This window comes from Marinobacter sp. VGCF2001 (assembly GCF_049943275.1).
GTDB lineage: Bacteria > Pseudomonadota > Gammaproteobacteria > Pseudomonadales > Oleiphilaceae > Marinobacter.
Genome location: NZ_JBNFVX010000007.1, coordinates 19148 through 40511, shown reverse-complemented (window position 1 = coordinate 40511; position 21364 = coordinate 19148). Strand labels below are relative to the sequence as shown.

At 58.8% G+C, this 21364-nt stretch carries 19 protein-coding genes; 8 read left to right on the top strand and 11 right to left on the bottom strand.

What is annotated here, in order from left to right:
• Window positions 1-4: 4 nt before the first annotated feature.
• The 3 genes from ACP2AU_RS09035 to ACP2AU_RS09025 form a co-directional block, all read right to left on the bottom strand.
• Window positions 5-715, bottom strand: a complete 711-nt coding sequence (locus ACP2AU_RS09035) for an SIMPL domain-containing protein (protein WP_426375798.1) — start codon at window positions 713-715, stop codon at window positions 5-7.
• A gap of 96 nt (window positions 716-811) precedes the next feature.
• On the bottom strand, window positions 812-1819 hold the full coding sequence (locus ACP2AU_RS09030) for a ChaN family lipoprotein (protein ID WP_426375797.1): 1008 nt from the start codon (window positions 1817-1819) through the stop codon (window positions 812-814).
• A 22-nt stretch (window positions 1820-1841) separates the two neighbouring features.
• Window positions 1842-2024: a CopG family transcriptional regulator gene (locus tag ACP2AU_RS09025; RefSeq protein ID WP_426375796.1), complete on the bottom strand. Its 183-nt coding sequence runs from the start codon at window positions 2022-2024 to the stop codon at window positions 1842-1844.
• A gap of 125 nt (window positions 2025-2149) precedes the next feature.
• On the opposite strand from ACP2AU_RS09025, the gene dauA reads away from it, so the two are divergent.
• Window positions 2150-3880: a C4-dicarboxylic acid transporter DauA gene (gene dauA / locus ACP2AU_RS09020; protein WP_426375795.1), complete on the top strand. Its 1731-nt coding sequence runs from the start codon at window positions 2150-2152 to the stop codon at window positions 3878-3880.
• A 1-nt stretch (window position 3881) separates the two neighbouring features.
• On the opposite strand, the gene ACP2AU_RS09015 is transcribed toward dauA, so the two are convergent.
• Window positions 3882-5102 (bottom strand): hypothetical protein, encoded by a 1221-nt coding sequence (locus tag ACP2AU_RS09015; protein ID WP_426375794.1) that lies wholly within the window; start codon window positions 5100-5102, stop codon window positions 3882-3884.
• A 99-nt stretch (window positions 5103-5201) separates the two neighbouring features.
• Between ACP2AU_RS09015 and ACP2AU_RS09010 the strand changes: the two genes are divergently transcribed.
• Window positions 5202-7172 carry a CASTOR/POLLUX-related putative ion channel gene (locus tag ACP2AU_RS09010; protein ID WP_426375793.1) on the top strand — a complete coding sequence of 657 codons (1971 nt, stop codon included), beginning with the start codon at window positions 5202-5204 and terminating at the stop codon, window positions 7170-7172.
• Window positions 7173-7182: 10 nt separating this feature from the next.
• On the opposite strand, the gene ACP2AU_RS09005 is transcribed toward ACP2AU_RS09010, so the two are convergent.
• The 3 genes from ACP2AU_RS09005 to ACP2AU_RS08995 are packed head-to-tail and all read right to left on the bottom strand — an operon-like array spanning window position 7183 to window position 9420.
• Window positions 7183-7572 carry a CBS domain-containing protein gene (locus tag ACP2AU_RS09005; protein WP_426375792.1) on the bottom strand — a complete coding sequence of 130 codons (390 nt, stop codon included), beginning with the start codon at window positions 7570-7572 and terminating at the stop codon, window positions 7183-7185.
• A gap of 13 nt (window positions 7573-7585) precedes the next feature.
• A complete protein-coding gene (locus ACP2AU_RS09000) occupies window positions 7586-7936 on the bottom strand; it encodes a P-II family nitrogen regulator (protein WP_426375791.1) in 351 nt (116 codons plus the stop codon).
• Window positions 7933-9420, bottom strand: a complete 1488-nt coding sequence (locus ACP2AU_RS08995) for a DUF1538 domain-containing protein (protein ID WP_426375790.1) — start codon at window positions 9418-9420, stop codon at window positions 7933-7935. Before ACP2AU_RS08995 ends, ACP2AU_RS09000 begins: the two co-directional genes overlap by 4 nt.
• 304 nt (window positions 9421-9724) lie before the next feature.
• On the opposite strand from ACP2AU_RS08995, the gene ACP2AU_RS08990 reads away from it, so the two are divergent.
• The 5 genes from ACP2AU_RS08990 to ACP2AU_RS08970 all read left to right on the top strand — a co-directional run bounded on the left by ACP2AU_RS08990 (window position 9725) and on the right by ACP2AU_RS08970 (window position 14642).
• Window positions 9725-11317: an isocitrate lyase gene (locus tag ACP2AU_RS08990; protein ID WP_426375789.1), complete on the top strand. Its 1593-nt coding sequence runs from the start codon at window positions 9725-9727 to the stop codon at window positions 11315-11317.
• A 383-nt stretch (window positions 11318-11700) separates the two neighbouring features.
• The gene (locus ACP2AU_RS08985; RefSeq protein WP_426375788.1) at window positions 11701-12984 is read left to right on the top strand and encodes a hypothetical protein; all 1284 of its coding nucleotides are present in this window, start codon (window positions 11701-11703) and stop codon (window positions 12982-12984) included.
• A 52-nt stretch (window positions 12985-13036) separates the two neighbouring features.
• Window positions 13037-13375: a hypothetical protein gene (locus ACP2AU_RS08980; RefSeq protein WP_426375787.1), complete on the top strand. Its 339-nt coding sequence runs from the start codon at window positions 13037-13039 to the stop codon at window positions 13373-13375.
• 16 nt (window positions 13376-13391) lie between these two features.
• Window positions 13392-14177, top strand: coding sequence for a C39 family peptidase (locus ACP2AU_RS08975; protein WP_426375786.1), 786 nt, complete (start codon window positions 13392-13394; stop codon window positions 14175-14177).
• 3 nt (window positions 14178-14180) lie between these two features.
• Window positions 14181-14642, top strand: coding sequence for a hypothetical protein (locus ACP2AU_RS08970; protein WP_426375785.1), 462 nt, complete (start codon window positions 14181-14183; stop codon window positions 14640-14642).
• A 12-nt stretch (window positions 14643-14654) separates the two neighbouring features.
• Here ACP2AU_RS08970 and ACP2AU_RS08965 read toward each other — a convergent pair whose 3' ends face one another.
• Together ACP2AU_RS08965 and ACP2AU_RS08960 are read right to left on the bottom strand one after the other, a co-directional pair.
• On the bottom strand, window positions 14655-15722 hold the full coding sequence (locus tag ACP2AU_RS08965; protein ID WP_426375784.1) for a transporter: 1068 nt from the start codon (window positions 15720-15722) through the stop codon (window positions 14655-14657).
• Window positions 15719-17101, bottom strand: coding sequence for a sigma-54-dependent transcriptional regulator (locus ACP2AU_RS08960; protein WP_426375783.1), 1383 nt, complete (start codon window positions 17099-17101; stop codon window positions 15719-15721). The genes ACP2AU_RS08965 and ACP2AU_RS08960 overlap by 4 nt, the downstream gene beginning before the upstream one ends.
• A gap of 265 nt (window positions 17102-17366) precedes the next feature.
• Here ACP2AU_RS08960 and ACP2AU_RS08955 point away from each other — a divergent pair, with 265 nt between their 5' ends.
• Entirely contained in the window at window positions 17367-19187 is a 1821-nt protein-coding gene (locus ACP2AU_RS08955; protein ID WP_426375782.1) for an SLC13 family permease, read from the top strand.
• Here ACP2AU_RS08955 and ACP2AU_RS08950 read toward each other — a convergent pair whose 3' ends face one another.
• Together ACP2AU_RS08950 and ACP2AU_RS08945 are read right to left on the bottom strand one after the other, a co-directional pair.
• The gene (locus ACP2AU_RS08950; RefSeq protein WP_426375781.1) at window positions 19188-20663 is read right to left on the bottom strand and encodes a phospholipase D family protein; all 1476 of its coding nucleotides are present in this window, start codon (window positions 20661-20663) and stop codon (window positions 19188-19190) included.
• 67 nt (window positions 20664-20730) lie between these two features.
• Entirely contained in the window at window positions 20731-21330 is a 600-nt protein-coding gene (locus ACP2AU_RS08945) for a TetR family transcriptional regulator (protein WP_426375780.1), read from the bottom strand.
• Window positions 21331-21364: the final 34 nt, after the last annotated feature.

Below are 21364 nucleotides of genomic sequence, written 5' to 3'. Positions count from 1 at the left end.
CCGGCTACTCCAGGTAGTAGTCGAAGGTGGACACTACCCGCACGGTCTTCACCGGTTGCTGTGGCTCTGAGACTCCGGGCGCCTGATCCCGGGCGAGAATCTGGAACACGCCCTGATTGGCCCTACGCAGGCCGCCCAGCTCGGCTTCAGCATCCCTGGCGAACTGCTGGGCGGACTCCCGGGCCGCGGCCGTGGCTTCGGCAATCATCACCGGCTTGATGTCATTCAGACCACTGAACAGGTAGGTCGGGCCGCTTGGGCCGTAGTCCGATGACAGCACTACCCCGGAATCCACCAGTTCACTGACGTTCTGGGCCGCCTGGCGGATGCGGTCGATACTGCTGCTGCGCACCATGAACGTCTGGTTGATGATGTACTGTTGCTCACTATTGTTGCCGGAATAGGGGTTGGCCCGGGTGTCGGTTACATCCAGCCGCTGGAGTTCAACCGCGGAGGGGGCAATGGCCTGCAGTTTCAGAAAGGCCATGATGGCCTCCCGGCTGCTTCGTGCCTGCTTCTGGGCTTCGTCCAGCGAGCGGCCCGTGGCGACAAAGCGGATGGGCCAAAGCGCCAGATCGGCCTGGACTTCCCGTTCGGCCACGCCCTTGACGGTGACATAGCGGTCTGCGGTGCGCAGTCCGGTCAGCCCCTCGCTGAGTAACGACGCGGCAATGATGGCACTCAGGCCGATGATCAGGGCAGGAACGATTCTCATGCTGACTCCTTGCGAACAATGAACAAGCTCCAATTGCCTGTGCAGGTTAACGGCAACCGGGCGCGCAGGGAAGACTCGCCGGGGCGTCAGGCGTGATTATTCGCAGCGGGTATCCGGGCGCTGGCTGAAGCGTTTCTGCATGGCGCTGCGCTGGCGCTCCGGGTCTCGGAACTCCGTGGGTAAAGGCAGAATGAAATACAGATAGTCGCCCTTGTGTCGGTTTTCCGCCACCGGCAGGGCTCCTTCGAAGGGTGCCAGTTCCACGGGTGAAATGACCGAAATAGTCAGCCCCTGAGCCCGTTGTTCCAGAGCGGCAACCGTACCCAGCCGCTGCTCGCTGTGGAAGGTGCCAGTGGTGTGCAGCACCTGGTGCCCGGGATGTGCTTCCAGCGCGGTCAGTATGCGCGAGGCCATGGTGTTGTCCCGGAGGAGCTGAGCCTGATAGGTATTGAGCAGGCGGCCGGACAGATCGGTTTGTTCGGCTCCGTGGCTGCCGCTGATGGCCTCGACAAACTTGTTCCGATAGGCCGGGGTATCCAGAAAGGCCTGCTCGGGCAACATCGCCCGTTGCTGGTCTGGCAGGGTATCCAGATAGGCCGAACCCTGGCGGCCGATGCAGCGAACAATGTCGGCCGGGGCGTTGGCGGCCACCACCGGCAATTGCTGCTGGCGGGCAAACTCCACCAGCGGGCGATATGATCCGCGATAGTTGTCCCAGGCCTGGGCGTCTTCGATCATTTCGGTTTCGCCGGTCTGGTCGGCCAGGTAGGCGTCCAGCGCATCCTGATGGTCCAGATTGAACTGTTCCATGGTCAGTATCTGGCGCGGGTTCCGGGCATACAGGGCCTGTTGCAGGCGCGCCTGCAGCAGATGAGAGGCGTGGTGGCCGTGGTATTCGCCGACAACAACGACGTCGGTGTCGGCCAGCCGGTCCGCCAGGGCCTCAAGCCCGAGGGTGGAGCCGGTTTCAGCATCGACTATCACGGCGTCGTACTGGTTGGCGGGGCCGGTGGTCGGCGAGCGGTGTGCCTGCATAGTATTACATCCGGTGAGTGCCACCAGGGCGGTAAACGTCAGAATGAGGCGAACGATAGGCTGTGTCATGGCTGGTTATACGTTGCGGGTGTCAGTCGGTTTTCTGGTTGTCGGTTTCGCGCCAGTCCGGCCCCAGACGCTCCTCGACGTATTCCCGGATAAACTGACGTACCTTTTGCGACGGGGTCACGTCTTCCTGCTTGCACAGGGCTTCAAACACTTTTTTCTTTTCCGGATCAATCAACAGGGTCAGCCGGGCGGTGCGGTTTTCCATGGTGCTCTGGGCTCTCAACAGGTTGGGCAGGGATAGTGATTGAGCGTATGTTAATCATATTAACATTGAGTGTACAGTTGATGAGCATATAATGTTATCAAATGCCCGGTTGAGAGAGTCTGTTCATGCCACATCGCGCCCACCTGTTTTCTCTTCGCACCGCGCACGCAGTGCGTGAGGCCTGTCTTGATCAACCTTACTCCGGCAGCCGCTTTGTTAAAGACCTGATGGCCGGGGTGACGGTGGGCATTATTGCCATTCCATTGGCCATGGCGTTGGCCATTGCGTCCGGTGTGGCGCCCCAGTACGGCCTGTATACCGCCATCATTGCCGGTTTTCTGATTGCCCTGTTCGGTGGCAGCCGCTTCAGCATCTCCGGGCCCACGGCGGCGTTCGTAGTGATTCTCTACCCCATCGCCCAGAGTTACGGCCTGGGTGGCCTGCTGCTGGCTACGATGATGTCCGGTGTGCTGCTGGTGATCATGGCGGTCATGCGGCTCGGGCGCTTTATCGAGTATATCCCGGAATCCGTAACCCTGGGCTTTACCGGCGGGATTGCGGTGGTGATTGCCACCTTGCAGGTGAAAGATTTCTTTGGGCTTTCGGTGGCCTCCATGCCCGAACATTACTGGGACAAAGTGGCATTACTGGGCCAGCAGCTGCCGGCGCTGGATGGCCTGAGTACGCTGGTGGCCTTGGCAACGCTGGCGGTGATGCTGCTCTGGCCGCGACTGAAAACACCGGTGCCACCGCATTTGCCGGCGGTGATTGTGGGGAGTTTGCTGGCTCTGTGGCTGAACGCCAACGGCGCGGGCATTGAGACCATTGGGTCCCGCTTCAGCTATCTGTTGCCCGACGGCAGCACCGGCTCTGGCATCCCGCCGTTCCTGCCCTCCTTTGCCTGGCCCTGGCAACAGGCCGGGGCCGATGGGCAGGCCATTGGCCTGTCATGGGACTTGTTCCGGGAGTTGATTCCAGCGGCGTTCGCCATTGCCATGCTGGGTGCCATTGAATCCCTGCTCTGTGCGGTGGTGCTGGACGGCATGACCGGTAAGCGGCACAGCGCCAACAGTGAGCTGATGGGACAAGGCATTGGCAACATCGTGGTGCCGTTTTTTGGCGGCATCACCGCCACCGCGGCCATTGCCCGTTCGGCGGCCAACTACCGTGCCGGTGCTGAATCGCCGGTGTCGGCGATGGTTCATTCTCTGGTGGTGCTGCTGGCGCTGGTATTTCTCGCCGGCGTTCTGGCCTACCTGCCGATGCCGGCCATGGCCGCGTTGCTGTTGATGGTGGCGTGGAACATGAGCGAGGCGCCCAAGGCGGTGCATCTGCTGAAAACGGCCCCGCGCAGCGATGTGCTGGTGTTTCTTACCTGTTTCGGGTTGACCGTGGCGCTGGACATGGTGATCGCCATTACCACCGGCGTGCTGCTGGCCGCAGTGTTGTTCATGCGGGAAATGGCGCAGATGACTAAAATCACCGACATTACCGCCAGTAAGCGGGTGCAGTCGATGGGCGTGCCTCAGGGTTGGCAGGTGTTCAAGATCAATGGCCCGCTGTTTTTTGCCGCCGCCGACCGGATTTTCGGTGAACTGGCTGCGCTGTCTGGCGACGCCCGGGGGATGGTGTTGTATATGGATGGCGTGACCATTCTCGACGCCGGGGGCCTGGCCGCGCTCAACAAACTGATCGCCAGTTGCCGTGAAAGCGGCGCTCAGGTAATTATCGCAGACTTGCAGTTCCAGCCCCTGAGAACACTGGCGCGGGCGGGCATTGCGCCGGAGCCCGGGGTCAGCCGTTTCTATCCCACCCTGGAGGCGGCGTTGACCGAGCTGAAAACCGGCACCACCTGATTTACATGGGCCAGTGAAATTGCAGGTTGCCCCCGCCAAAGGCGGCTTTGTGCAGGTAGAAGGTGGGGTTCAGGGTCAGGCGCGCCTGGTCATTGGCGGAGACCCGGATGGTGACGGGCAGGGCCAGTTTGCCGACAAAGCCGTTGTGGTTATCCGGTGGTGTGTCGCGAAACGCCTGACGGATGTCTGGGGCGGCGAGGTACAGGCCTGGTTGGATGGTTGTGCGGGCGCTGGCCTGCAGGGTGATGTCTCCGAACAGAACGGGCTCACGCCGCTTGATGGTGCCAATACTGTTCAGCGCCCGACCAAAAAAGCCGCGCTCGTCCAGGTGGATGTAGGCCAGGCCCAGCCGGGGTTTTAGCCGGTGCAGGAGAAATCGGGCCGAGGTAGTGGCCCTGGCAGAATCCCTGGAGAAATCCGGGCGCCCGGTTTCATCCGGACCTTGCAACAGGTAGCTGCGCCGACTGCGTTCGGCCTCGAGATCGACGGCCAGTTGCCAGCGGGTGCTTTCCCGGCGGTAGGTCAGAGCACCTCGCACGCTGTCGCTGGTGACGGTCAGCGCCTGCTGGCGGCTGATAAATTCGGACTCCGGTGACCAGTTGACCGACAGGGTAAGCTGCTGTGGCCCGTGTTGCTGGTGCCACTGCAGGAACGCGGTCTGGGGTTCCTTGGAAAATTCGTCCGGGCTGGCGGTTTTATCGTTGAAGTAAGCGTCTGGCAGTATCCAGCTGGCGTGAAGCCAGCTGCCCGGCCCCAGGTAATGCCGGGCACTGAGATAAATGTCGGACTGCGCTTTGTCGGAGAACACATCGCCCTGCAGCCAGAGTTCCGAATGCTGCCCGACCATTTGCCGGAAACCGACCAGTTGCCGGTCGTAGGCGCCGTCCAGATCCTCGCTACGCTGGATATCCAGCAGAAAACCGTTGTGCCCCTCCCGAAAACCGAAGTCCTGGCGAAAGCGGAAATCGTAATAAAGCTCGTCGCTGCCAACACTGCCGCCGGTGCCCCGCATGCCATTTTGCAAAGGCGAGGGCGCAGGGCTGTGGTGATCAAAGGTCAGTTCATGGACAAAACGTTCGGTATCGTAGGCCTCGTCCCGCCCCTGGACGACGGCGTCGGCCCGCCAGGGCTGGGGAATGTGGGCGGAGCCAGCAGAGGCAAGAGGGGGGTACAGACAAGCCATTATCGCCAGTAAAGCCAGCATAAATGAGAGTGAAATCATGGCAGGGCTCACCTTCAGAGGGTGTTTGAACTATCCTAGGCGACAGAGTCAAAAACCGGCAAATCGTTGGCCGGAGAGAAAACCGACAAAAGGACCCCAATGCTGCCCTTCCGTATCATTGATCGCATGAAATTTCTGGTTGAGCGCCAGTTGGTGAAAGGCGCCGGCTTCCAGCTGCTGGTGGTCGGTGCGCTTATCGCACTGATTTCGCTGATCGGTGGTTTGCTGGTGGTATTGCCCCAGGCCGGTGAGTTCGAGGATGCCGGCTCGGCTGTCTGGTGGGCGTTCCTGAGGCTGACCGACCCCGGGTACCTGGGCGACGATGTCGGCACCTGGCAACGCATCGTGTCGACGCTGCTGACCATTTCCGGCTACGTGGTGTTCATGGGCACCCTGGTGGCGATTCTGACCCGGTGGCTGATTGCCAAAATGGAAGATCTGGAGCGGGGCCTGACGCCGGTTACCCTGAAAAATCATTTTGTGGTGCTGGGCTGGACTCCCCAGACGCCACCACTGGTTGCTGAACTGTTCGGCTCAACCGGGCGCATGGCCCGGTTCCTGGAAAAGCACGACGCCCGGAACCTGAGACTGGTGGTGCTGGCAGAAGAGGCCAGCGCAGCGCAAATACATGAACTGATCAATGAGCCCGGTGTAGGCCGTCGAGCCCGGGAAGTTATCCTGCGCAGCGGCACCGCGATTCAGCCGGATGCCTTGCATCGGGTTGCCTGCCTGGATGCGGCGGCGGTGATCGTGCCGAGCCAGGTTCATGAAGGCGGCTCGATGGTCACGTCAGATGTGGAGACCGTGAAAGCACTGCTGTCGATTGCCGCCCAGGCCCGGCAATACATGACTCGGTTACCGTTTGTGGTGGCCGAAATCCAGGATATGCGCAAGCTTTCGGTGATCGAACGGGCCTATCCGGGCGCGGTAGAGGTGGTGGCCGGTGATGCCACCATCAGCCGGCTGATGGTGCAGAATGTGCTACACCCAAACCTTTCCGAGGTCTACAACGAATTGCTGACCGCCGGTGAGGGCAACGAACTGTTTGTTCGCGGTGGTGAAACGGCCGAGGGCCTGACGCTGGCGGAATTGGCCGCGCAACGGCCGAACGCAATTGTCCTGGGGTTGCTTCATCCCGGCCCGAACAGGCACTGGCAGGTGAACCTGTTGGCGGGTTCGGACACCGTGATCCGCAACGAAGACAGGGTGATTCTCCTGGCCCGACATTACGAGCACACTGCCGCCGGCGCCAAGGCCCAGGCGCTGCCGGCTATCCACCGGGTTCCTCATCTTGCGAGGGCGGATGCAGCGTCTGGCACGCACCGGGTGCTGGTGTTGGGCTGGAATCGGCGGGTACCCAGCCTGGCCGCCGAATTTGCCAGCTATGGCAACCGGTCGTTCGAGCTGGATCTGGTGTCTGCGATTCCGCTGGATGACCGGCAGCGGGAGATGCAGCGCTATGGAGTGGACCTCAGTCGCGTAAACGGTCGTTTGCTGGAAGCCGATTATATGGTGGAAGACGACTTGCGACGGCTTGATCCCGCCGGCTATGACACCGTGATGCTGCTGAGCAGCGATCGCATTGGCTCCGGTGAGGAAGCCGATGCCCGGGCCATGGTGGGCTACCTGCAGTTGGAAGACATATTGAGTGCCGCGCCGCGGCGGCCCCAGGTGATCATGGAGCTGAGCGATCCGGATAACCGCCACCTGCTCTACGGCCACCAGAGCGAGATGATGATCAGCCCGATGATTCTCAGCCATGTTTTGGCCCAGGTGGCGTTGCGGCGTGAATTGCGGGTGGTGCTGGATGAGCTGTTTACCGTGGGCGGTGCGGAAATACAGTTCCGTCATCCGCAGGATTACCCGCTACCGGCGAGCGCAGACTTTCACGTGCTTGAGAAGATTGTGGCCGAACAGGGTGACATCGCACTGGGCGTGTTTCGCGCGCAGGCCGACCCGCGCGGGCGGCATCTGCAGATGAATTTGCCCCGGGATCAGTATCTGGACCTGAAGGAGGGGGATCAGTTGCTGGTGTTGTGTCTGGGGCAGGCTTCCGGGACCAGCCGATAGCCATGCTGGGCTAGTCGATGGTGTCCAGCAATGCCTGCATGATGTCATCCATCACGATGAACCCGGCAATGTCATTGTCGCGAAGCACCAGTAAACGTTTGACCCGGAATTTGGTCATCAGTGTGGCGGCGTGCTTCAGCGCCAGGTTCTCGCCAACGCTGATGACCGGTTTCGCACAAACGTCGTAAACGTTCAGCAAGTCAACGTCGCCATCCTCGGAGACAATGGCTTTCATAATGTTGGTGTAGGTCACCAGCCCCCAGGCATCATGTATGTGTTGACGTTCTACCACCAGAGACTTGACCCCTTGCTGCTTCATCATGGACAGTGCCTCGCGAATGGTGGCAAAGGGGGAGACCGTCATAAAGTCGGTCACCATGACATCCCGAACCAGTTTCATTGCTGGATCTCCGTCAGAACGAATCTTTCAGGTGTTGTTCGAATTTTTCCACCTGGGCCATATCAATGCCGCCAAGATGCTCCAGGGGCACGGTAAAAATAATGCCCTGGGAGTTTTTCGAGTCAGGCATGACCACTTTCTGAATGGCCTTCAGGGTATCTCGTGATAGCCCTTTTTCCAGAACCATCAGCAGAACGCTTTGGTTGCCGTCGTAGGTCAGGCCAAAGAAGGTTTTTTTTGCGGTGTTGCTGATACCCCGGCCCGACATGACGGTGATGCCGCCAGCGCCGCAATGCCGGGCCGCGTCGATGCAGTCCTGCTCCCGGTCTTCCGGGACAATAGCAACCAGAGCCGAAAATTTCATGGTGTCTCCTTGGCGCGCGTTATTAGCCGCTCAGACAGGATGGCGTAGGTCATCACCGTCAGAATCGGAAATATGGACGCAAATGCGATCAGGCCGAAGCCATCAATCAGCACGCTGCGTCCGTCGATGTTCGAGGCGAGCCCGATACCCAGAGCGGTGACCAGCGGCACGGTGACTTCTGAGGTGGTGACGCCGCCAAGGTCGAAGGCCAGCGCTACAATATATCTGGGAGCCATGAGCGTCAGTAGGATGACCAGCATATAGCCGCCGATAACGTAGTAATGAATTGAATCGCCGGTGATGATCCGGTGAACGCCAATGGTAATGCCTATTGCGACACCGATTGCCACGAGCAATCGAATAGCGTTGCCGTTAAGCGTGCCACCGGCGGCGTCTTCTGCCTGCCGACTGATGGCGATGAGCGCGGGTTCGGCCATGGTGGTGGCGAAGCCGATGCCAAACGCAAACAGATAGATATAGAGAAACGTATCCATGGCGGTCAGTTGTTCTGCCATGGAGGTGCCGATGGGGAAAAGCCCCATTTTCAGGCCAACCACAAAAGCGTAAAGCCCGAGAATAACAAGCGCAAAACCAAACAAGACTTTGCGTGGGTTCGGTAACTTCTGGCGCAGGATCGTGTACTGGAACAACAGCACCGTCAGGATGATGGGCAACACGTCCCGGACCATGGTGACAAGGTCCAGGAATATGCCTGTCAGGCCCCCTGTGCGGGTATTCTCATTACTCGTTGAAATCTCCAGGGTGTCGGCCTCGGCCGAGCCGGAATACACCAGCATTCCGTAGCCCTGCACGGTAATCATGGGCACCATCACGGCCAGGGCAACCAGCCCAAAGCCATCGGTGAGGGCGTGCCTGCCCCGGATTGAAGCGGCCAGGCCGATGCCCAGCGCGGCTACCAGCGGCACGGTTACCACATTGGTGGTCACGCCGCCGGAATCGTACGCCAGCCCGACAATTTCCTCCGGTGTGAACCAGGTAACCGTGACGACTAGAAGATAGCCGGTGATCATGAATCCGTGAAGAGGAAATCCGAAGATGGTGCGCAGCACACCGAGGGCAACCACCACGCCCACGGAGAGCGCGACCAGTAGCCGCAGTGTCAGGCTGTCGATTCGGCCTCCGCTGATCTGCTGTGCCTGTTCCGCGACAGCGATCAGCGCGGGTTCTGCGATGACTGCCGAGAAGCCAATCGCGAAGCCGAAACATAGTAAAACGGGCACAGACCCGCGGCGAGCGAAGTGGTTTGAGAGGGTTTTCGCAACCGGGAATACGCTCAGTTCGAGCCCCTGCAAAAACAGGGCAACGCCGATAGCCACCACTAACAGGCCAAACAGCATACTCGCCAGGTTGTCGGGTAGCTGTTGCACGGCTAATAGCTGGAAAAGCCCGACAACCAAAATGATCGGGAACAGGTTTTTCAGAGCATGTAACAGCGAATAACTGAAATCGCGTACAAAGAACACGGTATGCCCCTGTGATCCATGGATGAGCAGGCCCGGTGATGTGGATCAAGTGCTAAAAGCATAGCACGTTGTACTCTCCCCGAAATGAGTCGGTTAGAAGGTGAAAACGGCTGGATCTGGGATTTTGCCATTCACAGAGAAAATGCCGAAAATACATCATATAAATTTCAATTATAAATTGGAAAGCACTACAGTAGCCCCAACGTCACCACGGGCCAGTCTGAATCGGACCGTGGCTGACTCCGGACGCTGCCGCCAGCAGCGTCTGAACCTTTTGAACATAAACGTAGAAAGGACAGAGACCATGCCCTACGCACAAGACGTCGACCAAATCGCTTCCCTCGTGAAGCAGAACCCGACCTGGAACGCTATCAACCCGAAGCACGCGGCTCGTATGCGCGCCCAGAACAAGTTCAAGACGGGTCTGGACATCGCCAAGTACACCGCCAAGATCATGCGCGAGGACATGGCGAACTACGACAACGACACGTCTCAGTACACCCAGTCCCTGGGCTGCTGGCATGGTTTCATTGGCCAGCAGAAAATGCTGTCTATCAAGAAGCACTTCGGTAACACCAAGCGTCGTTACCTGTACCTGTCCGGCTGGATGGTTGCTGCCCTGCGTTCCGAGTTCGGTCCGCTGCCTGACCAGTCCATGCACGAGAAGACTGCCGTATCTGGCCTGATCGAAGAGCTGTACACCTTCCTGCGTCAGGCGGATGCCTGGGAACTGAACCACCTGTTCCGTGCCCTGGAAGAAGCCGAGAATGCCGGCGACAACGCCAAGGCTGAAGAGCTGATCAAGCAGATCGACAACCACGAAACTCACGTTGTTCCGATCATCGCTGACATCGACGCTGGTTTTGGTAACGCCGAAGCGACCTACCTGCTGGCCAAGCAGATGATTGAAGCCGGTGCCTGCTGCATCCAGATCGAGAACCAGGTCTCTGACGAGAAGCAGTGTGGCCACCAGGACGGCAAGGTAACTGTGCCGCACGCCGACTTCCTGTCCAAGATCAACGCCGTACGTCTGGCGTTCCTGGAGCTGGGTGTGGACGACGGTGTTATCGTTGCCCGTACTGACTCTCTGGGTGCTGGCCTGACTCAGAAAATCGCTGTGACCAACGAGCCGGGCGATCTGGGCGACCAGTACAACAGCTTCATCGATGGCGAAGTCATCGAGAAGGCTGAAGACATCAACAACGGCGACGTTGTGATCAAGCAGAACGGCCAGCTGGTTCGTCCGAAGCGTTTGGCTTCCGGCCTGTTCCAGTTCAAGCCGGGCACTGGCGAAGACCGTGTGGTTCTGGATTGCATCACCAGCCTGCAGAACGGTGCTGACCTGCTGTGGATCGAAACTGAGAAGCCGCACGTTGGCCAGATTGCAGCCATGGTTAACCGCATCAAGGAAGTGGTTCCCGACGCCAAGCTGGTTTACAACAACAGCCCGTCCTTCAACTGGACTCTGAACTTCCGTCAGCAGGTATTCGATGCGTGGAAGGAAGAAGGCAAGGACGTTTCTGCCTACGACCGCGCCAAGCTGATGAGCGAAGAGTACGACAACACCGAGCTGGGTCAGCTGGCTGACGAGTGGTGCCGTAACTTCCAGCGTGACGGCTCACGCGAAGCGGGTATCTTCCACCACCTGATTACGCTGCCGACTTACCACACCGCGGCCCTGTCTACCGACAACCTGGCCAAAGGCTACTTCGGCGACGAAGGCATGCTGGCCTATGTGGCTGGTGTACAGCGCAAGGAAATCCGTCAGGGTATCGCCACTGTTAAGCACCAGGACATGGCTGGTTCTAACATCGGTGACGACCACAAGGAATTCTTCGCTGGTGATGCGGCGTTGAAGGCCGGTGGTAAAGACAACACCATGAACCAGTTCGGTTAATCGACCGGTTCGGTTTGTCCGGCAGGTGCTTTCGGGTACCTGCCTGCTACCAGAAACCCCGCAGGGCCCAGGCTCTGCGGGGTTTTGTTTTTTAACACCGGCGGTTTTCCCCAGGCTACTGATTTTTGGTCTCAAAACCGGATAGAGAACCTGTCGCCTTTATTTGCTGTTGCGCTAGCGTAACAGTTCGCCATTTAACGGATCGGGAAAAAACAGTCCGATAATCAAAATTTCTATTCTAGTTCAATGTCCTGGAGCGTAACTGCGAGTTTTGGCACGGGAATCGCTCCGGTATCCGGGCGGGTCTGGACCTTGGCTTACCCGAATGCTGGCGGGTTGGGTTGGACCCCTCTAAGCCAATACCATCAAAAGGACATGACATCATGAATACCAAAAAAAATCTGCTAGCCGCTGCCATCGCCATGAGCATGGGTATTTCCGGATTTGCACTGGCTGACCAGGGTGGAGACGGTGATCCCAACAACAATGCCAACGACAATTCTGCGGCAAACACCAACTATTCCGGAAATGCAGATTCCGGAAACGACAATTCGACCAATAACTCCGATAACTCCAATAGTTCGGATAACAGCACGGATGTGGCGGACTCCTTCAAGATTGCCGAGAGCGGCAACAATATGTCCGACAACTCCAATAACTCCGATAATTCGAACAGCTCCGACAACAGTATCAATACCGCGGACAGCGGTAACAATATGTCGGATAACTCGAATAATTCGGACAATTCGGATAATTCCGACAGCAGCACCAGCCTGAACGATGCGTATAAGATTGCCGACAGTGGCAACACCGATGCGTCGAACAATTCAGACAACTCCAACAACTCGGATAATTCGAACAATTCCGACAACAGCACCAATACCGCAGACAGCGGCAACAATATGTCGGACAACTCGAACAATTCCGACAACAGCATCAATACCGCAGACAGCGGCAATAATATGTCGGATAACTCGAATAATTCGGACAATTCGAACAATTCCGACAACAGCACCAACGACTCGTTCAATACCGCAGACAGTGGCAACACCGATGCGTCGAACAATTCGGACAACTCCAACAATTCAGACAACAGCACCAACACAACCGACTCGTTCAATACCGCAGACAGTGGCAACACTGATGCGTCGAACAATTCGGACAACTCCAACAATTCAGACAACAGCACCAACACAACCGACTCGTTCAATACCGCAGACAGTGGCAACACCGATGCGTCGAACAATTCGGACAACTCCAACAACTCGGATAACTCGAATAATTCCGACAACAGCACCAACGACTCGTTCAATACCGCGAACAGTGGCAACAGCGACAACTCGGATAACTCCGCGAATGCCGTTGATTCCTACAACTCCGACAGCAGCGACAACTCGAACAACAGCACCAATACGCTGAATCTGTCTATGGAAGTGTTCATGAACGATGCAGAGCTTAACGGCTCGGTCTCTGGCACTACGGTCACATACGGCAGTGCCAACGGCGACGGCTCTTATGTGGATACCCGCACGGGTAACGAGATTAGCGGTGGTTCCGCTAACTTCACCGGTGTCGGTGCGTTCGCACAAAATGCCGGTGTTGGCAGCGTCACTCAGGCCAACGTAAGCGTGATGTCCAATCTGAGCACTGGTGGTGGCACCAACTGAGGCAGATCGGGCTGCTCCCTTGGGGCAGCCCGGCTTTGTCGGGAGATGTGTCATGGCCAGATTCGTCAACAGGATGCTGATGGTTGCTCTGGTAACGGCGGTGCCTGCCACCTGGGCCGGAGATTGGCCTGATGCCGAGCCCATGAGCACCGACCAGCTGGAAGCTGCCAGTGGCCGACAGGGGCTTCCGCTGCAGTGGCAGCTCAACGAATCGGAGCAAAACGCTCTTGTGTCGGGCAATGTGCTGTCTGGTCCGGTGAAAACCGGTGATAACCGCATCAGTGACCAGGCCTTCGGCAATATGAGCGGCATTGCTACGGTGATCCAGAACACCGGCAATCAGGTGGTTATTCAGGACAGCACACAAATCAACATTCTCATTAATCGCTGACAGGAGATTGGCCGCCATGGTCACAGAATGCATCGGAAACCTTCAAAGGCCGGGCCTCAGGGCCTGGCTGGCGATTTCGACGCTGCCTGTACCGGGCGGCCGCACTGCTGGTGCCTTAATCTGGCGTTGTCTGGCGGGCATGGTCGTAACGTTTTTGTCAGCACCGCTGTTGGCCGGGACGGTGATTATTCCCGGGCCTGCCGGTGATGTACCCGTGTCGGTGACCAGTTTCCAGAATCAGCGGTTTTCGGCGGTATTGCAGCAGCAATACGATTTCAGCTGCGGTTCGGCTGCACTGGCCTCTCTGTTGTCTTTTCATTACGGCCGGGATATCAATGAGCAGGAAGTGTTCGAGGGTATGTGGACGCTGGCGGATCAGGACAAGATCCGACAGCAGGGATTTTCGATGCTGGATATGAAGCGCTATCTGGAGTCCGAGGGCTATCAGGCCGACGGATTCCGTATGCCACTGAGCGGACTGCGCGATCAGGTGCGTGTGCCGGTGATTGCCCTGGTGACCCTGGGTGGCTACCGGCATTTTGTCGTGATTAAAGGCATCAGCGATCAGGAAGTCCTGGTGGGCGACCCGGCTCGGGGGTTGAAGGCCTACAGCTGGGCTGAGTTCCAGGCGCACTGGGACGGCTCGGCGTTTGTGATTCGCAGCCATCTGGAGCAGGGTCGCGCCAGCTTTCTTGACCGTGATGAATGGCCGGGGCTCGCCAGAGCGCCTCTGTTCAAGGGGCTGGGGGCGCCGGCGCTGGGGCATACCCTGCCACATTGGCCGAGCACACAGGAGTGGTAGCTCATGAACAAACGGTGCATTCTGATTCTGTTGGGATTGTTCGCCGGGCCGGCGGGTGGCGAACTCAGGTTGCCGGTCGCGAGCCTGGCGGATGCCGAGTTGGAGCTTCTGCGGGGCGGTTTCGTGATGGATGGTCTGGAAATCTCGATCGGCCTTGAGCAAGTTCTGGCGGTGAATGGGCAAACCCTCGTGATCAATCGGCTGAACATTGCAGACCTGAACGATCCGATGGCGGCAGACAGGCTCAGTACCCAGATGGCGTCTGTGCAGGGAGCCTGGGAGAGTGGCGCCGGCCGTCTGGCACTGGATAGCGCGCTGGCGGACGGAGGAGGGTGGATGAGCGTCATCCAGAACAGCCTGAACGGAACCACCATCCAGAACATCCGGCAGTTGAACATTGAGCTGAACAATCTCGGTGGCGCCTTCAGGTTGCCGCGGGATGTTAACCTGCCGTTACTGCCCTGACGTGCTCACCGCTCACAGGTTAATGGGCAGTTTGAGCGTAATTTCACTGTTCGGCGCATTGTCGGTGACACCCACGGCCACTGTCAGGCTCAGGGTCGTCGAGCTCGACAGGCGATGCGACAGTCCGAAAGACAATGAGCCCACCTGAATCCGGTCAAAATTTGAGGCGAACAGGTCGTTACCATGTTCAAAGGTGGTTTTACGAATCACCGAGTGGTCGTACCCCAGGCTGAACGATGTCCGCTCGTTGAAGGCGAAGCCCATACCGAAACCGAACCTGACGACATCGCCGGGGTCGACCGTGCCTCCGTTTTCGAATCCCTGCTCTTCCTTGATGGTCCAGGCGTAACTGAGATTGCCGAAGAGCACGGCGGGATCGCTGGGGTATATAAACGATAGCCCTGGCTCCACCGCCCAGAAGCCAGAACCCGTCGGGCGCTTGGCCAGCTCGACCCCAATCGGGTTGCCGCTGGCGTCGGTGATGGTGCGCTGGTCGACATCGTAGGGGCCGTCGCCGGTGGGCGCCCGCGCCCGGAAAGTACCAATCAGGTAGGGCCAACCGTCAAGGCCGTCATTGAGCTGGTACCGTATTGACAGTTCGGCGTCGCCCAGCCCGTCACCGGACGACTCCCGCAAGGTGTCCACCGGGGTGCCCTGGAATACTTCCCGCTCTCGCAGGTCTTCCCGGATGCTCAGGTAAGGCACGCGGAGGCTGCCTTCAAGCCGGCTGGTGAATCCGTACTTTAACGACAGTGCGCTGACAAATATATCGCGCTGGATTTCCGAGATATTGATCAGCCCCACCAGCAAGGCCGGAATTACGGTATAGCCTTCCACAGCAACGCGGGTCGCATTGCTGTGGGCATGGGAAAACGAGGGCTCGATGGTGAATCGCCCGGGCCGGGTGACGATCCCGCGGTCGGCAGTGATCGATGCGATGGTGGTGGCGCTGTCCTGAGTGGCGGCATTGCGTTGCTCGGGCGTACCGGTGGTGGGCCGTGGGTCGCCGGGGACCCTCGGCTCGGCTTGGGCCAGCGGTATGAAGCACATACTGAGGGTGAGCACAGCCAAAGGTTTCATGGCAGATCTCCTTGGTCCTGATTGTTGGGGGCAATGTGACTGGATGGCAATTGCAGATGGTGCTTCTCAATCAGCCGGTAAAACGACACCCGGGAAATGTTCAGTAACCGGGCCGCCGCCGAGATGTTCTGGTGGGTCAGAGCCAGGCTGGTTGATATGGCCTCCTGATCGGCCCGGGCCCGATAGGCTTCCAGACTGAAACGCTGGGCGCGCGCCGGTGTAGAGGTGGGTGCCAGGCCCAGATCTTCAGGTTCCAGTTGTAGTTGACGCGCCAGCAGAACCGCCTGGCGCAGACGGTTCTGGAGTTCCCGCAGATTGCCGGGCCAGGGATGAGCCGCCATCGCCAGCAGGGTCGCGTTGCCCAGCTTGTAATGCCCGCCGCCTGACGCCTCAAGAACCCGGCGGGCAAGATACGGCAAGTCCTCAAGGCGCTCCCGAAGCGTCGGCAGGGTTACGGTCAGATTGCCGAGCCGATAGAAGACGTCGCTCCGGAAATGGCCCTGAGCGACTTGTTCATCCAGCGGCGTGCCGGAGATGGCGACCACCCGCACATCAAGCTTGACCGGCTGATTGGAACCGACCGGTTCGATCGTGCCTTCCTCCAGAAAACGGAGAATGGCGGATTGTTGTGTCGGCCCGAGTTCGTCGGCACCCGCCAGTACGAGGGTGCCGCGGTCCGCGGCTTCAATGCGGCCTTTTCGTGCTTTGAGTGCGTGGGTAAAGGCGCCTCGTTCATGGCCGAACAGTTCGCTTTGGGTCAGTGACTCGGGCAGTGCTGCACAGTTGATCACCACGAAAGGACCGTGCTGGCGCGGTGAGTGCTCATGAATAAAGCGTGCGGCGGCCTCTTTGCCGGTGCCATTGGCACCGTAGATCAGCACCGGTTCGTGTGTCGCGGCGAACCGCCGCAGCAAACTCCGGGCCTGGCGAATGTGGGACGAGGGCCCGTCCAGAACGTAATCCTGGTAACTGATTCGTTCCGGATCGGTCATTGTCGCCCCCAGTGCCTGCATTCCCCACATATGGCCCAGACTGTTGAGCAGTCGCCGGGAGTCGAGTGGGAGCGTGTGATAATCCTGACAGTATTCGCGGATCAGCCGACAAACTTCGGTGTTTTCCAGCTGTCGCCGCGTGACCAGGGCCAGCCAGGAAGTAACGGGCAGGATTTCCAGCCATGCGCGCAGGTTGTCCAGGCCGGTGGCATCCAGCTCGGACAGTACGCACACGCCAACCGGCTTGCCGATACACTCCGCGGCCGGAAATATCGGAGTCTGTTGGGCGCAGATCCGAACCTGCTGCCAACCGGGCAACCTGAGAGTGGCCTGCATTTCAGTATCGGGCGCCGCTGACAGCCAGACAAGCGGTCGTTGAGGTTCCATAGATGTACTCCAGCGAGGGAGAATGAATAACCAACGACTCTGTATGTTCGAACGATACGGGGACTGCTGCGGGAACTGCTATAGTCGACCACGACCCTGTGACCTGCCTGGGCCTCCATGCAGGTAATGTCTGGGGTGATTATTAGCAGAATTTGCACCAGAATCTGATAATCGCGCCAATACAGATGCTTGCTGATGGGGCGCAATGACAGGCGAGGATTGTCTGTAAAACTTGTCGACAGTTATGGAAGGAGTCCCGGTTCGCATGGTGCCTGATCAATGGATTGTGTTTGCGGTTCTGTTCATCACTCTGGCCGCTTTCATCTGGAACCGGCTACGATTCGATGTGGTTGCCATGCTCGCGTTGCTGACGGTTACCGTCAGCGGCCTGGTTCCCGGTGACGAGGTGTTCGCTGGCTTTGGTCACCCGGCGGTGATTACGGTAGCGGCGGTATTGGTAATCAGCCAGGGGCTGGTTAATGCCGGGGTGGTGGACCAGGTGGCCCGCCTGCTGGCGAGGGCGGGGCACAATGCCATTGTTCAGGTGTTGACCCTGACAATGGTGGTGGCGGTGTGTTCGGCGTTTATTAACAATGTCGGGGCCCTGGCCTTGTTGATGCCGGTTGCCATCTGGATGTCCAGGGAAGCCGGCCGGTCCCCCTCCCTGCTGTTGATGCCTCTGGCTTTCGGCTCCCTCCTGGGCGGCACCATCACTTTGATTGGCACCCCACCGAATATCATCATCGCCAGCTATCGCGAGGCAGGCGCCTTCGGCTTGTTTGATTTCGCGCCGGTGGGCCTGGCCATCACCCTGACGGGGATCGTGTTTATCGCTCTGGTGGGGTGGCGTCTGACGCCGAAACGGGAAGATCCTTCGTCTGGCGAGAAGTTGTTCAGCGTAGGAGATTATCTGACCGAACTGGAACTACCGGAGGGCTCGGACTACGCAGACGGCACCTTGCACAATCTGCTGACCGCCGGCGACAGTGACAAGAATCTCGTGGTGTTGTCGTTGATCCGTGACGACAAGACCATTGCGGCGCCGTCCACGTTTACCATTCTGCGCGAGCACGATGTCCTGTTGGTAGAAGCAGACACCGAAAGCCTGGGCGATTTCCTGGAAATGACGGGCCTTGTGCTGGCCTCCGGGGAGCCGGATGAAAACACCGAAAGCCCTGCCGAGGCGCCCGGAGAGTCGCGCCGGCATGATGCCGAGGATGATCTGGTTGCCGGCGATGCCCGGCTTATCGAGGCGGTGGTTACGCCGGGCTCCGGATTGGTCGGGCACACGGCAAACCGGTTGAATCTGCGAGAGCGTTACAGTGTGAACGTGGTTGCGGTGGCCCGGCAGGGGCAGCGGCTCAAGCATCGGCTGGCGGATATCCGTTTTCGCTCGGGCGACATTTTGCTGGTGCAGGGGTTTGAAGACAGCCTCCCTGGTAATCTTCAGGCATTGGGTTGCCTGCCCCTGGCTGAGCGGGGTCTGGCGTTGGGTCGGGAAAAGCGCCTTGGGCTGGCCAGTGGCCTGTTCGTGGCCGCCATTATCGGTATCGTCGCCGGTTGGCTGACGCCACCGGTGGCTCTGGTTGCCTGCGCGGTTGCTATGGTTCTGGTTGGCTTGCTGGATGCCAGTGAGGCCTATAAGGCCATCGACTGGTCTGTTCTGGTGTTGCTGGCGGCCATGATTCCGGTGGGCGGGGCGCTGGAGGCAACCGGCGGGGCCGACCTGATTGCGCATCAGATTCTTGCGATCAGTGAGGGGCAGGCGCCCTGGCTGGTCATCGCCATTATTCTGGTCGGCACCATGTTGTTATCTAACGTGGTGAACAATGCCGCGGCGGCCATACTGGTCGCCCCCATCGCGCTGGGCATTGCCAGCCAGCTGGGGCTGGCTTCTGATGCCGCGCTGATGGCCGTTGCCATTGGTGCATCCTGCGCGTTTCTGACGCCTATCGGGCACCAGTCCAATGCGCTGGTGATGGAGCCTGCCGGCTATCGGTTTGGCGATTACTGGCGCCTGGGGTTGCCGTTGTCGGTGGTGGTTACGGCAACGGCCGTGCCACTGATTCTCTGGTTCTGGGGGTGATCAGAGTAGAGACTCCAGCGGCAGCAAAGAGAGTAGCCACACCAGGAAGCGCCGGTGAGCCGGGGTGTGGGGGTCGGCCGCATGGATGGTTTTCTTGCCGGCGTTGCGCTCTACCCAATAGAGCTGTCCCTCGCTGTCGAGCCGTACCTGGTAGCTTGAGGCCGGTAACTGGTCGCGAATCCTCGCGGCCATCACGCCAGCCAGTTCGGTATTGTCAATAACAAAGCCCAGTTCGGTGTTGAGGTTGATAGAGCGAGGGTCGAAATTGAACGAACCCACGAAAACTTGCTGCCCATCCACAATAAAAGTCTTCGCGTGCAGGCTGGAGCCGGAGCTGCCGAGAGGTCCGGCTGCGCGAGCAAAGCCGGGGGCCTGGTTACCCTGTTTGCGCATCTCGTAGAGTTCAACACCGGCGCGCACCAGCGGCTCCCTGTAAGGGGCATAACCGGAATGCACGGCGGCCACATCGGTGGCTTCCAGCGAGTTGGTTATGATGGTCACTCGCACGCCCCGGGCGGACAGCGCCCTGAAATAATCTAAACCCTGTTCGGTTGGCACGAAGTAGGGTGATACCAGTGTCAGGGAGGTTTTCGGCTCGCCCAGAATGCTGTTCAGTTGGCGGCTTAGTAGTGCTTTTCGGGAGCTGTTCTTCAGAATTTTGTCCGGGTTATCGCTGACCAGTTCGGTCGTCGACCAAAAGAGCTCCAGGTCTCCCCTGAGCATACGGTCGAGAAAGGCCGAGTTTTCGAGCGCCGAGAGATATCGTTGTTCGCGCTGTTGATTCAGCCCGGACCGTAAATCGGCCAGCAGGGAGCTTGCCAACTGGCCGGTGGCCGGTGCAATCCGGCCTACCGGGTAGCTCAGGGAGTGATTCCAGTAACGGTCAAAATCGCGGGAGGTTTTGTCTACCACGGGCCCAACGGCCAGCACGTCCAGGTCCGAGAAAAGTAAGCCGTCGGTTGCGCCAAAGTATTCGTCACCAATATTGCGGCCGCCAACAATCGCTGCCCGGTTATCAACGATGAACGCTTTGTTGTGCATCCGGCGATTCAGGCGGGAAAAATCGGTGAGGTATCCCAGCCACTTCGGATTACGAACGATGAACGGGTTGAACAGCCGGATATGGATATTGGGATGTGCAGTCAGGGCCACGAGGAGTTCGTCCAGCCCCTGGATGCCATTATCATCCACCAGCAGGCGAATCCGGACCCCCCGTTCGGCTGCCTCTGACAGGGCCTGTAGAAATAGCAGTCCGGTGATGTCACGGTGCCAGATGTAGTATTGGGCATCGATGGACTTCTCGGCGACAGTCGCCAGCAACATACGGGCAATAAATGCTTCATCGGCTTTCGCCAGCGGCTGAATGCCCGAATCCGGTGCATTGGCCCGCAATGGCCGGGCCAGCGCCCGGGCCAATCGTGTCGTGGCGGTTTCGCTTTCGGCCAGGGTTTGATGAACGGGTTTGTCTGTTATCACGGGCAATGAGCACCCGGTTAACCAGGGCAGCCAGAGCGTTCCCAGAACGAGGCCAAGCAAGAGGGGCCTAGTCACCGCTGACAACACCGTGGAATATGCTGTCGACCAGGATTGGAGCAATGTCCGCAAGCGGCCAGCGTTCCGGTTTCGCCAGCCAGTCGAAAAAGAGCCCCAGCATCTGTGTGTGGACAAGGTAGGCCGCGTGCTTGGGCGCCAGGCCCTGGCGAAGCTGGCGACGATTTTTCGGTATCTCCAGCAAAGCGGAAATAAAGGCGATGGCTTCGTCTGCCAGTACCCGGTGTTTCTCAAGCGCCTGATCCGATTCATTGCGATGGAACAGGATGTAATACACGCGAAAATATTGTTCATCTTCGGCCAGTTTGCTCAGTGCTGTCACGCAAAGTGTTCGTAAATCGTTGATGCTGCCTTCTCCGCTCGTGGTATCGAGCATTTCCCCCAGGGGACCGCGCACACGCTCAAGCATGGCATCCAGGATGTCCTGTTTGTTGCGGAAATGCCAATAGATGGCTCCCCGGGTGACTCCCGCTGTCCGGGCAATCTGTTCCAGGGATGCACGTGCCACGCCTTTTTCCATAAAAACGTGCTCGGCAGCATCGAGAATGGACTCGCGGGTGGCTTCGGCTTCTTCTTTGGTTTTTCTGGCCATGACATATATCCCGTGATTCCTGGCCTTTCGAGGC